Origin of the sequence: Pedobacter sp. MR2016-24 (assembly GCF_026239655.1) — a bacterium.
GTDB lineage: Bacteria > Bacteroidota > Bacteroidia > Sphingobacteriales > Sphingobacteriaceae > Pedobacter.
Map to the genome: position 1 here is coordinate 41,820 of NZ_JAPIVO010000007.1, position 15,650 is coordinate 57,469.

Annotated in this window: 13 protein-coding genes; 4 read left to right on the forward strand and 9 right to left on the reverse strand. The window is 45.7% G+C overall.

Annotated elements, in window-relative coordinates:
* Window positions 1-433: 433 nt before the first annotated feature.
* Together OQX62_RS18660 and OQX62_RS18665 are read left to right on the forward strand one after the other, a co-directional pair.
* Window positions 434-1,009: a Crp/Fnr family transcriptional regulator gene (locus OQX62_RS18660; protein WP_265833139.1), complete on the forward strand. Its 576-nt coding sequence runs from the start codon at window positions 434-436 to the stop codon at window positions 1,007-1,009.
* A gap of 245 nt (window positions 1,010-1,254) precedes the next feature.
* Entirely contained in the window at window positions 1,255-1,662 is a 408-nt protein-coding gene (locus OQX62_RS18665) for a MauE/DoxX family redox-associated membrane protein (RefSeq protein ID WP_265833140.1), read from the forward strand.
* A 176-nt stretch (window positions 1,663-1,838) separates the two neighbouring features.
* Here OQX62_RS18665 and OQX62_RS18670 read toward each other — a convergent pair whose 3' ends face one another.
* The 3 genes from OQX62_RS18670 to OQX62_RS18680 form a co-directional block, all read right to left on the reverse strand.
* Entirely contained in the window at window positions 1,839-2,051 is a 213-nt protein-coding gene (locus tag OQX62_RS18670) for a DUF6965 family protein (RefSeq protein WP_265833141.1), read from the reverse strand.
* A gap of 122 nt (window positions 2,052-2,173) precedes the next feature.
* Window positions 2,174-2,671 carry a DinB family protein gene (locus OQX62_RS18675; protein ID WP_265833142.1) on the reverse strand — a complete coding sequence of 166 codons (498 nt, stop codon included), beginning with the start codon at window positions 2,669-2,671 and terminating at the stop codon, window positions 2,174-2,176.
* Window positions 2,672-2,721: 50 nt separating this feature from the next.
* Entirely contained in the window at window positions 2,722-3,672 is a 951-nt protein-coding gene (locus tag OQX62_RS18680) for a helix-turn-helix transcriptional regulator (RefSeq protein ID WP_265833143.1), read from the reverse strand.
* A 166-nt stretch (window positions 3,673-3,838) separates the two neighbouring features.
* Here OQX62_RS18680 and OQX62_RS18685 point away from each other — a divergent pair, with 166 nt between their 5' ends.
* Window positions 3,839-5,035, forward strand: a complete 1,197-nt coding sequence (locus tag OQX62_RS18685; protein ID WP_265833144.1) for a cation:dicarboxylate symporter family transporter — start codon at window positions 3,839-3,841, stop codon at window positions 5,033-5,035.
* Between the two features lie 490 nt (window positions 5,036-5,525).
* Complete coding sequence (locus OQX62_RS18690; protein ID WP_265833145.1) at window positions 5,526-6,038, forward strand: molybdopterin-dependent oxidoreductase; 513 nt, start codon at window positions 5,526-5,528, stop codon at window positions 6,036-6,038.
* A gap of 282 nt (window positions 6,039-6,320) precedes the next feature.
* On the opposite strand, the gene soxC is transcribed toward OQX62_RS18690, so the two are convergent.
* The 6 genes from soxC to OQX62_RS18720 form a co-directional block, all read right to left on the reverse strand.
* Window positions 6,321-7,541: a sulfite dehydrogenase gene (gene soxC / locus OQX62_RS18695; RefSeq protein ID WP_265833146.1), complete on the reverse strand. Its 1,221-nt coding sequence runs from the start codon at window positions 7,539-7,541 to the stop codon at window positions 6,321-6,323.
* A gap of 30 nt (window positions 7,542-7,571) precedes the next feature.
* Window positions 7,572-8,156 carry a c-type cytochrome gene (locus tag OQX62_RS18700; RefSeq protein WP_265833147.1) on the reverse strand — a complete coding sequence of 195 codons (585 nt, stop codon included), beginning with the start codon at window positions 8,154-8,156 and terminating at the stop codon, window positions 7,572-7,574.
* A gap of 1 nt (window position 8,157) precedes the next feature.
* Window positions 8,158-9,492 (reverse strand): RagB/SusD family nutrient uptake outer membrane protein, encoded by a 1,335-nt coding sequence (locus OQX62_RS18705; protein ID WP_265833148.1) that lies wholly within the window; start codon window positions 9,490-9,492, stop codon window positions 8,158-8,160.
* Window positions 9,493-9,536: 44 nt separating this feature from the next.
* The gene (locus OQX62_RS18710) at window positions 9,537-12,575 is read right to left on the reverse strand and encodes a SusC/RagA family TonB-linked outer membrane protein (protein WP_265833149.1); all 3,039 of its coding nucleotides are present in this window, start codon (window positions 12,573-12,575) and stop codon (window positions 9,537-9,539) included.
* A gap of 312 nt (window positions 12,576-12,887) precedes the next feature.
* Window positions 12,888-14,150, reverse strand: a complete 1,263-nt coding sequence (locus OQX62_RS18715; RefSeq protein ID WP_265833150.1) for a YeiH family protein — start codon at window positions 14,148-14,150, stop codon at window positions 12,888-12,890.
* 24 nt (window positions 14,151-14,174) lie between these two features.
* Window positions 14,175-15,638 (reverse strand): phytoene desaturase family protein, encoded by a 1,464-nt coding sequence (locus tag OQX62_RS18720; protein ID WP_265833151.1) that lies wholly within the window; start codon window positions 15,636-15,638, stop codon window positions 14,175-14,177.
* Between the last annotated feature and the right edge of the window lie 12 nt (window positions 15,639-15,650).

Consider the following 15,650-nt stretch of genomic DNA (forward strand, 5'->3'; position numbering starts at 1 on the left):
AGTAATAGCATTGAAATGGTTTTTTCAGTTTTATGAGAATAGTAAACAACAATTTGCAGACTATTTATTAATTTTTAAAACAGGTACGACAGCCGTTTCTTTAATTAAAATGATAAAACCAGCCTCGGAATAAATGAAGGAATGTTAATATTATGTACTCGTCCTGCAACTATTGAGGACAGATTTTTTGTATTTTGTTGATAATTAAATTAATCAGATATCTATGGAAAAAATGACAGCAAACAACCCTGAAAAAAAGTATTAAGTTATTTTGAGTTGATTTACAGCGGAGCAGGAAGCTTCACTGAATCAAACGATCATTATGAATTGTCTAATTTAAAAATTTAAAGATAAAACCGCCGCGAACATATGCGCCAAATATAATAGTACGATGGCCGTGGTAGCTTTATAACAGCTAAATAATTATCTACTGATGAGAAATGAGGATTTATTTAAATTACTAGCCGGTAATACCCCATTGCGACTCGAATTGAAGGAAACGCTTGATGGGATGATCAAACGGGAGGTATACGCTAAAAATCAAATTATTTTGAGTCCTGGTCAGGTATCTAACCGGACATGGTTTATTGAAAAGGGAGCCGCAATGGGTTACGTTTACAAGGATGACAAAAAAGTGCCTTACTGGTTCTGGAATGAAAGCGACATCGTACTGAATGTACACAGCTTTTTTAAACAGGCACCGTCAGAAACCTATATAGAATTACTGGAGCCCAGTATCCTGCTGTCTATATCACATGAGTATGTGATGCAGCTGGTGGACAGATTTCCGGAAACCAATGGTTATATTCAGTCGATCCTGGAAGACTACCAGAAAAAAAGCGAACAGCGTATTTTAGCGCTTGCCTGCTCTGCTGAAGAACATTACCGGATGCTGATGAAAACTACGCCTGCTTTATTCAGAAAAGCATCTGTAGAAAGTATTGCTGCCTATCTGGGAATTTCCCGGAAAACACTGAATCGTATCAGAGCGAAAAATCTGAGAAATTAACTGCCATTCCCGCTCTCTTCGTTATTAGCTCTTTCCCCGATTTTATAATCCATATCTACGAACAGTCAAGCCGGCATTAATTTCCGGCAGGGCCATCTACGCCCTTACCTAAACAGCAAAAAATCCCCTGAAAGGGCCATTTACCAATATCTATTTGGGTCAAATGGCCCTTTTCTTTTTCAAAAACCTGCTGTAACTTGGTACTATGTTCCTGTGAAATCTTTACCCCTTTAATGATAATTTTTATGAATACACATCCTTTTATAATCATCGTTAGCGGATTACTAAGTATCCTGTGGATTTATTCATCGCTGTCAAAATTACTGGCGATGCAACGCTTTAAACAAGCAATGTTAACGCAGGTATTCCCGAGATGGATGGGGAAAATACTGACCTATTTACTGCCCGTAGGAGAACTGGCCATTGTGGGCCTGCTGGTATTTGACCAGACAAGATTGCTGGGCATGTATGTTTCTTTCTTCCTGATGGGGCTGTTTACACTCTATGTGGGTGGCGCAGTTTTCCATATCTATGAACGGTATCCCTGTGCCTGCGGTGGTTTATTTGGTCGCCTGGGATGGCGCAAACATTTTAAAGTAAATATCTGCCTTACACTGGTAGCACTTGTGGGTGTGCTGCTGATGGAATTGTAAGGCGGCATATCAAGAGCTTATTCACGTAATAAGAACCCTCATAATGTTAATTGTTGTTTTAATCTGGAAATGCCCCGTGGATGCGGGTCATTTCCTTCTTGTTTTCGAATCAGGTTTGATTGATTTTTAATAGTTTATTTTTCAGCTTGCAGGAAAGGGGATTCCTGCAGGTTTTTTTATGCCTGATTTTTAGCCTCTATCACATCCATTGCCTTGTGCAGGCGCAGGATAAACACATCGATGGATTTCAGGGTGGGATTATCTTTGATATACTCGAAATGAGACTGGAGAAAAAGCGGCACATCTACAATTACTACACCCGTCTCCAGCTCAATCTGGTCGGGCAGTTCAATACCGGTAAAATAACCTTCTAATTCTTCTATCGTCATGCGTCCAAAGTTAATAAAAAGACAGGTATGCCTCAAGCAAACCTATCTTTTTATAACAGGATTTTTATTAATGATCAGCTGATCTTCATTTTAAAAATCTGCTGCGTTGTTGAATGCGCTGATCAAAAGCCCTGCTCATCTGCGCTTGGTCCGTAACTCCCCGGTATAGGCACATTCAGTAAACGAAGGTAAACGCCTAATTGTGCGCGGTGGTGGATCGTCTGACTCAGGGCTACACGCACCAAACCGGCTTTTGTGGTTTTCATCAGCACCTGGTCACCATTTCTCAGGATCCATTCGGGTGATAAATCTTCTTCCGCCGCATTTTTGAGTGCAGCTTCTGCCCCTGCTACAGATTTTTCGAGGATGTCAAGCAGCTCAGCATTGTTATGCCATACCGGCGGCGAATAAGGACTGGTCGCGAAATCCATTTCTGTAGTGGCAAAAGCCATGGAAACCCAGCCCGGTAACTCTGCAATATGGCCGGCAAGGTCTTGCAGACGCATGCTTTTTTCATGCGGGCGATAATCGTATTGGTCCTCAGGAATCCGTGAAAGCATTTTGCGCGTAGTCACTGTTTCCGCTGCGAGTTCCTGTAAAAAGTTTTGAAGAATTGTCATCTTTTGTTTGTTTTGATTTGATTCAAAAGTAACATAGCCGAATGACAGCCCTATGTCAGCAGGGACTGACCGATAGCAAAATAAATTTCTTTTACGCGCGTATCCAGTTCTGCGGGTTTAACCACATGGGCATAATCGGCGAAAGTCATGAACCAGCGGGCAAAACCTTCGAGCGACATGGTGAGAAAATGCATCTCATATCCCCCCTCGCATTCCTCTTCAGCATGGTAACCGTGGTAATATTTCTGTTCCCCGAGGTTCAGATAGGCCTGCTGTTTCACATGAATGGTCACCTCATGCAGTTTCATTTCTTTATAAAAATCTTTAAGGTAGTCCTTCATGGTAAGATGAACATCCTCAAAGGTTTCATCGCAGCAATCTATTCCGGTGATCCTGTCAAACCTGAAATCGCGACAGGCTTTGCGCTCCCTGCACCAGGCAATGAGATGCCAGTAATTATCCATATAAAATACGCCAATCGGTTCGATGCACCTGCTGGTCTGTTCCTGCCGGTAATAGGAGAAATAATCGAGCTTCAGTACCAGTTTTTCCGCAATACCTTTGAGAATCAGCTGCAAGGGATTAAGATTGGCCTGGTAAGGTAAGGAACGGTTTGCTTTCACCACATGAATCCGCTCCTCGAGGCTCTCGAGATAATCCTTATCCGCATTACGCAATACGGCCTTGATTTTATATAATGCACTGCTGTAACTGGTGCCGTTAACGGAATCTGTGAGGGTGGCCACCAGTTTCTCTGCGGTAATAAATGCGGTAGCCTCTTCCCTGGTAAACATCACGGGTGGCAAACGGTAACCATCCATCAGGGAATAGCCCAATCCTGCTTCCCCGATAATCGGGATGCCCGCCTCTTCCAGCGAACGGATGTCGCGGTAAACAGTCCGGAGACTAATGTCGAAACGCAGGGCGATATCAGCGGCTCTGACAATTTTCCGCGATTGCAGCTGAATAAGTATGGCGGACAAGCGGTCTATTCGGTTCATGTTTCAAATGTATAAATTATTTCACAGCAGTAGTTTCAGGATAATTATGCTTTTTACGCGAAAAGCGACCTTCGATATGGCCGATATTTGTGCAAATACCACGTTGTTGTGATAAAAACTTTAAAATTATCTGTATAATTACGGATTTCGTATCTAAAATCTCCGAATGAAAGCTGTTTTGAAAAACCTCACCTTCTGGGTGCTCATCGCTATTATTGCCGGTATCCTGCTGGGTCATTACTTCCCTGCTACTGCCGTAAAAATGGAAGTTGCAGGTAAAACATTTGTTGACATCATCAAGCTTTTCATCGGCCCGATTATCTTCCTGACGATTGTGCTGGGGATCAGTGGTATGGGTGACCTGAAAAAGGTAGGCCGGATTGGTCTCAAATCGCTGATCTATTTTGAGGTACTGACAACCTTTGCCCTGGCCATAGGGATCCTGGTAGCGGTCATCATTGAACCCGGAAAAATCAGCAAAACCGGTCTCGAGGTGGAAGATCCATCGAAATATGTACAGTCGGCCGAAACCTCCGGATTCAGCTGGACAGCCTTCTTTTTATCCAACTTCACCTTACAGGTGCTGATTGTAGCCATTATTACGGGAATCATCCTGAATTTCTCTAAACACCGGGAGAAAACAATAGTTCTGCTTGGCAAGGCATCGAAAATAGTATTTACAGGTTTGAAGTATGTGATGTACCTGGCGCCGCTGGGTGCTTTTGGCGGCATGGCTTATACGATCGGAAAGTTCGGCCTCCATACCTTAATTCCCCTGGCGAAGCTGATGGGAACAGTTTACCTGACCATGTTCTTATTTGTTTTTGTGGTGCTTGGTGCGATACTGCGATTTTATAAGATGAGTATATTCAGGTTCCTGAAATATATAAAAGAGGAATTGCTGCTGGTACTGGGTACTTCTTCTTCTGAATCGGCATTACCTTCTATTATGAATAAACTCGAGAAGATGGGTTGCAGTAAATCGGTAGTCGGCCTCGTGGTACCCACAGGTTATTCTTTTAATCTTGATGGCACCTCTATTTATTTGTCCATGGCCATCATATTTTTAGCGCAGTTATACAATGTACAGCTGAGTCTCGGTGAAATGGCAAGCATTATTGGCATCCTGATGGTGACGTCTAAAGGTGCTGCAGGGGTTACGGGCAGTGGGTTCATCATCCTGGCGAGTACACTGACGGCGATTCATAAAATTCCGGTAGAGGGATTGGCGTTTTTGCTGGGAGTTGATAAATTTATGAGTGAAGCAAGGGCGATTACGAACATTATCGGCAATGGGGTTGCTACAATAGTTATTGCGAAGAGCGAGAAAGAGTTTAACGCTCCAGCAGAAGCGCTGGTTTAAAAACATGGGAACATTTTTCTTCCTCAGCATTTTGCTGAAGGGCAAAATCCTGCATGTCAGAAAAACATTCCCATGTTTTTAACGAATTCTAACCGGCAGGGTGTGTTAAGCTCTTTCATAGGCCCTTTGCAATTGGATTGAGCGGAATCCTATTACAGCTATTTTACGTCATCAATGCTGCTTCATCCAGGGCTTGGTGTCGGGTGTAAGGAAAATTTATGAAGCTATATCGCCATGATGATTGATATTAGCGGTATAGTTTGATATGATCTGATTTGAAGACAATGGGGAGAAAGCGATTTACTGGCAGAGCTTATCTATTGACGGGACTTTTTAGTGCAATCAAAAATTCACCCGCATGGAGTGGCTTCCTTCAAAACAACTTAAATTTACTCCCGCAGGAAAAATCGGAACTGATCGCCTTTTTAAAAATGTTAACCGATAGTGCTTTTATAAATAATCCTAAATTTGCAGCTCCAACAATAAACCGATGAAAACAAAATTACTCATTCTCCTTTTCGCCATAATCACTCTCCATACGATTAAACCGCTCTCTGCAAAGGCCCAGACAATTGCGCGTGAAGCTACCGTAAAAATTACCGGAGAAGTGACCAGCCCCCTGGAAATCAACCTTAAGGAACTACAAAAATTCAATCAGACAACGGTAGTGAGGAAAGATAAAGATGGCAATGACCATAATTTTTCCGGAGTAATACTGGCTGAGATCCTGCAAAAAGCAGGTGCCACCGTGGGCCCGCAGCTGAAAGGAGAAAACCTCAGCAAATATCTGCTCGTAGAGGCAAGTGACGGCTATCAGGTGATGTTCGCTCTTGCAGAACTGGATAAAAGCTTCACCGATCGTCTAATCATTCTGGCGGACAAAATGGATAACAAACCTCTTCCACCTGCCGACGGTCCCTTCAGAATCATTGTTCAGGATGAAAAGAAACCTGCCCGCTGCATCAAACAGGTAACCAGCATGCGGGTTGTTTTTGCGAAATAAATCCGCACTAATTTTCGGCATGCAAACCTGAAAAAGGTTTGCTTTTGCATTTAAGGTAAAAAAAAACTCCATACCGGACCACCTCCCTACTGGAGCATGTCGATAAAAAAAGATTGTGTTGTATAACGACATGCAAGATTTTGCCCTTCAGCAAAAAACTAACCTCCATACCGGATCACCTCCCAGCTGGAGGTTTGGATAAAAAAAGATTGTGTTGTGTGACGACATGCAAGATTTTGCCCTTCAGCAAAATGTTGAGGAGGAATACAATACAATCTTTTTTTATGTGTTGCCCAGCAACACCTCACCACTTTTAGCCACCCTCCACTGCGTCACCGGATTAAAATGATATCCTCCCTTACTTCCCCTCGCCTTGCAAAGATCTTCATATAGCGGTTGCACATAACCTGTTTCATCAACCGCACGACTCATAATTCCGGTTTCATTCCCTTTCCACTCCCACAAATACCTGAAACCGGTATGTGCCTTATCCAGCACTGGTCCCTGCAAATCGGCCTGCGACCATGACCTGCCATTATCCACGCTGATTTCGACCTTCATTATCTTCCCGCGCCCACTCCAGGCAATGCCGCGGATTTCTATCCAGCCTCTTTCCAATCTCACCGGATAAGCCGGAAATGTGATGATGGACCTTGCGTCCATCACAAAACTGAACTGCCTGACCATACCCTTGACGGTTTCCGTGTACTTCGATGTTTCCTCCCGCGTCATAAAAGGTGCGTCTGACACCTCAATCCTTCTGATCCACTTGATACAGGTATTCCCTTCCCATCCGGGGAGTAACAGTCTGGCGGGATATCCCTGCTCAGGACGGATGGCTTCGCCATTCTGCGCATATACGATCATGGCATCGTCCCAGCCCTTGCTGACAGGAATACTGCGCGTCATTACTGCGGCATCACCACCTTCGGCCAGGAACCAGCTTGCTTTAGGCTTTATGCCCACTTCCCTGAAAATGGTGGATAGCATCACTCCTGTCCATTCACTTGAGCTGGTGAGACCACAAATCTCCTGTGGCGTCATCTCTTCCCTGCCGTTTCTGAAGTTGCCGGAACATTCGATGAAGCAGGTACGGGTAACTGACGGAAAACGTTTGAGGTCGGCCAGGCTGAATACCAGCGGGCGATCTACCATCCCGTGAATCAGCAGTTCATATTTCTGCGGGTCAATGATTGGAATACCACCATGATGCCGTTCGAAATGTAATGCTGAAGGTGTGATTGTACCATAAAGATCTTGCAAAGGTGTTCTTGAAGCAGTAGCAGAGGTGAGTCGCGCTGACTTTTCAAATGTTGAAACCTGTCCCGATAATGAGGGACCTGCTCCGGTGATTTTGGTGGGATCGGGAGGTATAATGAGCGGTTGCGGCACGGCAGCCTGTACCACTTTACCCACTGAGGTTTGAACCAGTACGACCGCAGCAGTGGCTGCAACACCTAAAAGTGACCTGCGACTTATTTTATAATCCTTATCGTCTTCCATTGTGTTAATGAATAAGTTCTGAATTTGATATTATCTGATCTCATTACCGCCCCGCCTGTTGTCTGTTACGTAACGCTTTTTAGCGGGCATGACGATTTTTGGGAGGCTCTGCTGATTAATGACCGCGTTTTCGGGAATCACCTTATTGGCAAATAATAAAAATGCGGTGAGGTCATATACTTCCTGATTGCTGAGGGAGCCTGGTGCATTGTAAGGCATTGCTCTTCTCACATAATCAAATATGGTGGTCGCGTAAGGCCAGTAAGTACCTATCGTTTTTGTTTTTTCTGTTGGATGATCCAGAAATAACGGGCCACCCGGAAGCTCAAGGCTCGCTTTATCACCATGACCATGGCAGGAAGTACATTTCGACTGGTAGATCAGCAGACCGGTTTTAATACGACCGGTTCCGGCGGGGAGTCCCCTTCCATCAGGCATCACATCGATATCCCATGCCGTAATTTCTTCCGGTCTGGCTGCTCTGCCAAACCCGAAACGGGCAGGTTGCACTTTGTCTTTTTCCAGCAGGAGGCCGACGCCATAAAGCAGTCCGCCTCCTATCAGGAAGGCCAGTCCATAAATAAAGTAAATATTTATTTTGACGGACTTAAACATATTAATATCCAGGGTTTTGAACTAACGCATTATCCAGTTGTAATTGTGCAATAGGTATAGGCAGAAGTAATTTTGTCTGGTCGGTAATGTTCAACACCGCGGCAGCACGACCGGTACGAACCAGGTCAAACCAACGGTGTGCTTCAAAAGCAAATTCAAGCCTTCTTTCATTTTCGATAGCCAGCAATACCTCCGGAACTGTAGCAGCGGTTGTCCCGGTGAGCCCGGCACGATCGCGCACGGCGTTCAGATCGGTAATTGCGCCTGCAGTATTGTTGAGCTGTGCCCTTGCTTCTGCACGGATCAGGTATTGTTCGGCGATCCTGAATACATAAGTAGGATCAGTAGCCGGACTCCTGTAATAAAGGGTGCCGTACCAGCGATTCTGATTGTCCAGTGCCACCAATGCACTTCTGGTACCACCGATCAAAGGATTGTTGACGAGCGCGACAAAAGCATCGTTTGGTGCCCATTGCCTGGTACCGCCATTCTGCTGCGGCTGCCATTGATTACGGTGTCCATTGGTCTCATTTGTACTGTAGAAGAACTCAAAAATTGATTCATTGGTACCACGTTTATCCGCCGGAAAATAGAAAGCGTTATAGGGTTTCAGCAATTGATAAGCGGCATTGTCACCGATCAGTTTAGTGGCATACTCTTCCGCTTTAGCCCAGTTTTTCTGATACAGGTAAAACCTTGCCTTTAATGCCCAGACGGTTTTGCGCGTGGCCCGGAAACGGTCTGTAGTTTCCTGCAATAAGGGCTCGGCCGCTTCAAGATCTGCCAATACCTGTGCATAGGTGGCCTCCTGACTGCTGCGCGCAATGCCCCGGTTATCATTTGCACTGAGGGTTGATCTGGTGATCAAAGGTACGCCACCCCAGATACGGGCAAGGTCAAAGTAATTCAATGCCCTAATGAAGTAAGCCTCACCAAGATATTGATTTTTAAGCACATCAGTAAGCAAAGGATCAGTCACGGCAGGCACTTTGCTGAGTACGTTATTGGCTCTGTTGATGCTGACGTATGCACCGCGCCATACGGAGTCTATTGTAGAATTTTCGGGGCTGACTTTATGGTTGATGAATTCCTGGATCTGGGATTGTGATCCGGTCCACTGCACATTGTCGCCCGACAAATAGGCGATAGACTGGAAGCTGATGCTGTAATAATTTCTTGCCGCATTGTATACTCCCCTCACCGCAGTTTCGGCGGATGTTTTATCGGTGATAGTCGCCTCATCGGATATAGATGCGCGTGGTTCTACCTCCAGAAATTTCTTGCAGGAGCTGGTAGCGATGAGCAGTACTATGGGAATGATATAGGTTAATTTCATGATGTTATAATTTTATTGAACAAATGATGTTGATGTCGCCTCATTTATAAAGTAACGTTAAGCCCGATCTGTATTCCCCTGGGTTGCGGAGGTGTGCCAAGATCTATTCCCTGTTCATTCTGATTACTGGAGACACTGGATTCCGGATCAAGACCGGTATAATTGGTCATGGTGAGCAGGTTGGTACCAATCACGAAAAAGCGCAGGCCTTCAATTTTAACCTTTTGTGTGACATACTTTGGTAAGGTATAACCGAAGGTGAGCGATTTTAAACGAAGGAATGAACCGTCTTCCAGCCACCGGCTGCCACCGTCTTTGTAGTTATTGATATTGATACCATCCGGACGAGGGGTATCAGTCACATCACCCGGCTGCTGCCACCTGTCCAGGTTACTGGCAAAAATCACCCTTGCCGCATCCCTCGCCCCTCCGCCTTCACCAAAAAAGCGGTTATGGTTATAAATCTTATTGCCATAAGAGAAAGAGAAAAACAGGTTGGCGTCGAACCCTTTATAAGTAAAACTATTGGTGAGCCCCCCAAAAAATTTAGGCCAGATATTACCATAAATCTGTCTGTCTGCCACGGTAATCTTTCCATCATTATTGACATCCTCGTAAACCGAATTACCCGTCTGAGGATCCACATACAATTCTTTGTACAGCCAGAAGGAATATAAAGGCGAGCCCTGCTGCTGCAGGATGAGATCACGACTGCCGTATTTCAGTGCTGTGCTGAGTTTTTCAATATTGTTCTTGTTTTGCGCAACATTGAAGGAAGTGCTCCAGCTGAAATCATCTGTTTTAATATTAACAGCACTGATATTCAACTCAAAACCCTTGTTACTGATTTCCGCAGCATTGCTGGTGTAGGTACCAAAACCTGTAGTAGCCGGCAGTGCTACCTGCAGCAGGCCGTTGTCGGTATATTTTCGGTAATAATTGAATTCAATCCCTATACGGTCGTTGAACAGCGACAGATCAGTTCCTATATTAAACTGTTTGGTACGCTCCCATTTCAGGTCCGGATTGGCCAGCTGCTGTGGCGCAATACCCGGATTATCCTGATAGGAACTTCCGCCGTTCCAGAGTCCGAGCGTAGCAAAGTCGCCCAGGCCATTCTGGTTCCCGGTAATTCCGTAACTGGTACGGATTTTAAAGTCGCTGATAAAAGCCACATCTTTCAAAAAGTTCTCTTTCTTTAGTCGCCATGCCGCACCCGCAGAAGGAAAATATCCCCAACGGTTATTGTCGCCAAAGCGGGACGAACCATCTGCCCTGATAATTAAATCAAACAGGTATTTTCCATCAAAACTGTAATCTGCTTTGGAAAAGAAGGAAGCCAGGGTATTTTTTGACCATCCCTGGCTACTCGTTGTCGTAGAAGCAGAAGAGATTTGTTTGAACGAATTATTCGCAAAACCTCTCCCTGTGGCACCGGTGAAAGTGGCCACATCACTTTGCAAAGTATTACCCACCAGTAAGCCGAAACCGTGTTTTCCGGCGGTCTTTCTATAGGTCAGTGTTTGTTCATTAATAAGTGAGGTAGACTGGCTTATTGTTGAGGTAGCCAGACCATTAGGACTGCCGGAAATCAAAAATGTATTCCAGTATTCTGACTCATTGTAATTGTTGTAATCTACCCCAACGCTGGAACGGAAACTCAGGTTCGGCGAAAATTTAACCTCCCCATACAGGTTCCCGATATAACGTAAACTCGTTGAGTTGACATCGTAATATTTAAGCAGCAGATCCACGTTATCGAAACCTGCACGGCCTACAGATACCCCCAGCTCATTTACCGGTGAAAGGTAGGTTGGCGTATGCAGTGCTGCCTGGAGCAGACCACCTGCGGGACCATCACCTGCCCTGGCCTGGTTCCGGTGTGTACGGCCGAAAGTATTGCTGACACCGATGGTAACTTTATCATTGATCTTCTGATCGAGGTTTACCTTAAAACTGGCACGGTCGAACGTAATGGGACTCAGTATGGATTCCTGTTTGTTATAACCGGCAGCGATGTAATATTTTGTTTCGGCAGAACCGCCCGATAAGGAAAGGTCATAATTCTGGAGGCCGGCTGTTTTGAAAACCTGATCCAGCCTGTCGTAAGTCTGCTGCTCTTCAGGCAAACCTCGTCCACCTTCCGCAACAGGACGAAAAGGTCGCGTAGCAAAAGGATTACCTGTATTTATCCAGTTTTCGTTGACCAGCGCAGCATGTTGCGGACCAGTGGTCAGCTCCCATAATTTCTCTGCCTTTGACCAGCCGAAAGAGGTATTGAAATTGATTTTCGGCTTCTGGTTGAATTTCCCTCTTTTCGTGGTGATGAGGATCACCCCGTTTGCGCCACGTGAGCCATACAATGCTGTTGCATCCGCATCTTTCAGGACTTCTACTGAAGCGATATCTTCCGGGTTGATATCTGATATGGGTGAGGTTGCCTTACCGCCTGTCCCGATTGTCTGGAGACTACGGCTGTTCATGAACACACCATCCAGGACATACAAAGGCCCGTTTCCTGCATTGATAGAAGTAGCCCCACGTACACGGACATTGATTGCTTCGCCGGGAACACCCGTATTGGAAGAGATTTGTACACCCGCTACCTTACCCTGTAACTGCGCGTCGAAACTGCCCGCGGGAATGGATTTGGTATCAGCAAGGTCGACCTTAGTGATGGAGCCGATCATATTTTTGCGCTGCTGGGTGACGTAACCGACAACAACAACGTCGTTCAGGTCATTCTGCAACTCTTTGAGCTCTACATCAATGTAGGCACCATTTGCGGTCACTTCCCTTTGCTGATAACCAACGAAACTGATGATCAGCGTATAAGGGAATTTCTGCCCGGTGACGAAGCTGAATTTACCATCCGCATCTGCGGATACTTCATGTGTGGTGCCTTTGATATGCACCCTTGCGCCGGGAAGTGGTGTTCTTGCTTTCGCGTCAAGCACTCTCCCGTTGAGTGTAGAATTGATGAGGGGCTTTGTCTGTGCAGCCAATATCAGGGGCACAAACAGGTATAAGATGAACAAGCCGCTGACCTTCGCTGTCAGTTTTGTTATTCTGAAACTTTGCATACTTTTACAGATGGAATAATTTATGGATGGAGGCAGGCGTCGGGTCCAAGCGAAATCCTGCTTCTTTAATTTAAACCCTGGGGGGATACTTGGTATTCCCCTTGTTTTCTTTTGTTCTTTGTCGTTTGTTTGCAGGTGCTGAACTGCTCCGCTCAACGACCTTTATTGTAAATCTCTCTTTTTATATCCTCCTCTTTATGCTGATCATTTCGCCACCTCCGGGAGATGCTAAGATCTGTTTATAAACCTTTGAGTTATGATGTGATATCCACTCTTCTTATTCTGATACCTCGGTATAGCCGACAGCTTTCCCTATCTTCCAAATAATAACCAGGCGATGATCAGTGTGACAATGACATTGAACAGCTGCGCCAGCAGAAATGCATATAAGGGCTTTTTATTTTCGTTTTTGAACAGGTCCCTGAAATTGGTTTCCAGTCCGATACTGGTAAATGCCAAAGTAAACCAGGCATTCTGCAGGTTTTTTAAACTATCCTTCACCTGTGCCACCTGGGTATCAGGCAGGAAGAATGAAAACAAAACAGATGCGGCTAAAAAGGCAAGTACAAACTTTGGAAAGCGTTCCCAGATCACTTTTAAGGTTGGTTTCTCCCGACTTTCGTCGCCCGCCTCCGTTTTTTTATAGGACCAGTAGATACTGATGGCAAAAGCCGCAATACCGAGCAGTACATTTTGAGAAAACTTAACGATGGTACTGATTTTCAGTGCTTCTTCGCCCACCAGACTGCCGGATGCCACAACAGCACCGGTTGTATCAATACTACCACCCAGCCATGCACCGGTTACCTGCTGCGGAAAATTAAAGTACGCAGCGATATAAGGCATGAAGATCATCATCGGGATCGCTGTGATCAGCACCATGGAGATGACGTAAGACAGCTTTTTCGCATCGCCTTTGATGGCGCCTGATGTGGCAATTGCTGCAGAAACGCCACAGATAGATACCGCGCTGGAGATCATCATGGTCAGTTCATCATCCACTTTCAGCTTTTTACACAGCCAGAAAGCGAAATACCAGACTGAGAGTACCACAACCAGTGCCTGAATGAGTCCGAGTGAACCTGCTTTAAGAATATCCGAGAAGATCACCGTGGTACCCAGCAGGACTAATCCGATTTTAACAAACAATTCGGTCGACAAAGTATCGCGGAACCATTGGGGAAGCTTAAAAAAGTTACCGATCAGGAGTCCGATCACCAGACTGAAAATCACCGCTTCCAGGTTGATGGATTTGATGAATGTATTGCCTGCAAGAACGAGGGCAAAAATAGTCAGTAAATACACTGCCGGAAAGCCCAGCATGAAATTACGTACAGATTTACCTGTGAGCCATGCCCCGATTGCCCCTATAGTGAGGGTGAACAGGAATTGGATCAGCAGTACCCGGAGGTTTTTACCATTGAACACATTAGCGCTCAATTCTGCACTGCTGCTCCATTTGTAAACCGGAACAGGCACTACGTAGAGAAAAAGGGCCAGCACGATGACTAGTGCGCCGAGGATAACTACGGCCCAATCCTCATGGAGTTGGAAAGATTTGTTTTTTGTGGTCATTTTTTTAGGTATTGGTGTGCTATTTTATTCAATTTTCTGCGGTAAATGAGGAATTTTCATATGAAAGACATCCGCTAATGCCTGTCGCGCGCTGTGGTAACCACACATGCCGTGTACCCCTCCTCCGGGCGGTGTGGATGAAGAACAGATATAAATTCCTTTAGCTGAAGTCCGGTAAGGCGAGATCCGCAGGGCGGGACGGGTATACAGCTGGGCAAGGTTGATAATGCCCCCATTGATATCACCGCCAATATAATTGGGATTATAGGCTTCTATCTGCCGGGTGTTCATTACATGTTTATCCAATATCACGTCCTTAAAACCTGGTGCAAACCTCTCCACCTGGTTTTCTATGGCTGCCGTCATATCTTCATAAGAACCATTGGGTACATGACAGTAAGCCCAGGCCGTATGTTTATCCTCAGGTGCCCTGGAGGCATCAAATACGCTGGGCTGAGCGAGCAATACAAATGGCTGTTCAGGATGAATATTGGCTGAAGACAGCTTTTCTCCATGTGCAATCTCCCCGAAAGTATTGCCGATATGAACGGTTCCCGCCTGCCTGGTCTCTTCCGCCGTAAAAGGTATAGGATCAGACAAAGCCCAGTCGACTTTAAAAACACCCATCCCATAATCATACTTACGCAACTGGCGCTGATACAGCCATGATAATTTATCTCCTGCGATTTCCAGCAGCTGTTTAGGGGTCACGTCAAGCAGTACGGCATGCGCAGCAGGTAATTCATCCAGTGTTTTGACCATCAGGCCTGTCTGGATCTTTCCGCCCAGGGAAATGAAATGTGCACCTAAAGCAGCTGCCACTGATGAAGAACCGCCTTTTGGAATAGGCCAGCCATGCACATGTCCGACAGCAGAAAGTACCATCCCAATCGCAGCGGTCGTCAGGTTGCTGAGGGGTTGTATCGCATGTGCAGTCATCCCCGCCCATAAACCTTTTGCCTTTCTGGTGCTGAATTTTCGGGAAATACTTTCGGCGGAGCGCAGTGCTTTGCATCCGAACTGAGCCATCAGTAAAGGATGGGACGGTATCGTCAGCGGAGAAAGAATATCAGCCACCAGCTTGTCCCAATGTTCCGTGAGCGGGCCAATCAGATCCAGGTAAACCTGCTCGTCGGCCCCTAAAGATTTTGCCGTTTGTGCGAGCGATCTGGATAATACCGCTGCAGTACCATCATCAAAAGGATGTGCTGCGGCAAAGCCAGGCTGTATAAATTCCAGTCCCTGTGCAGCAAGCGGTAAAGACTGAAAAAATGGAGATGCCACCGCCATAGGATGAACTGCTGAGCAGATATCATGTCTGAAGCCGGGCAAAGTGAGTTCGGCAGTTCTTAAACCACCACCAATCTCTGCTTTGCCCTCGATCAGTAACACGCTCAGCCCCGCCTGCTGCATCGTAATCGCTGCTGCCAGTCCGTTCGGTCCTGATCCTACAATCACCGCATCAAATTCTTTCTGTCCTGCTCCCATTATTTCGCTGTT